Here is a 678-nt window from a genome sequence, read left to right as displayed (position 1 = left end):
CGCTTGAAGGACTGTATCCGTATGCAGCAGAAGCTTATGAATGTAAGGGTAAGATGTGTGGCTGCCGATTCCATATATGCCAATAATGCCAACAGAAAGTTCTGTACAAAATATGGGATATCCACATCCTTTGTGCGCAAGGGAAGGGCGGCCAAAGATGAGCCTTTGAGGAAGGTGCTTAGAAGCGAACTCTCAAAAGAAAGGGCAACACGGCTTGAAGGAAGCTTCGGCACTCAAAAGCAACATTACTCGCTCTCAAGGATAAAGGCCAGAAACAGGAAGACGGAAATACTGTGGATTTTCTTTGGAATACATACGGCAAATGCCATACTGATAATAGAAAAAATCAGAAACAAAACAGCTAAAGCAGCATGATATGATTTTACTCACAGAATCAGAAGAGGTCATCAGACTTCTTCCGGAACGTCATGTCCTGTCGGATAGAAGTATGTGAGAAAGCACGGAAAAATGACAATAAGAATGGCATATGAAATGGTCATGCCCTATCATCTTCATATGCCATCTTATTTTTTAGAGACATTTACTGAATATCCCTTCACGAAATATTCTTTTTTTACTTTATTCCTCTGGCTTTATAAATTCGTTCTTTAGCGTTATTAATTTGTTGAAACTTCTCTTCTGCCGCTTTTTTCACATCTTCACCCAATGTAGCAACAC

Annotated in this window: 1 protein-coding gene; it reads left to right on the top strand. The window is 40.0% G+C overall.

The annotated features are described in order from the left end of the window. The coding region (locus tag ACFFIX_RS27850) for a transposase (protein WP_378939908.1) at window positions 1-375 on the top strand (375 nt) is incomplete at its 5' end. Between the last annotated feature and the right edge of the window lie 303 nt (window positions 376-678).

Origin of the sequence: Metabacillus herbersteinensis, assembly GCF_042433335.1 — a bacterium.
Taxonomy (GTDB): Bacteria; Bacillota; Bacilli; order Bacillales; family Bacillaceae; genus Metabacillus; species Metabacillus herbersteinensis.
This window is presented reverse-complemented; position numbering and strand designations above follow the sequence as displayed.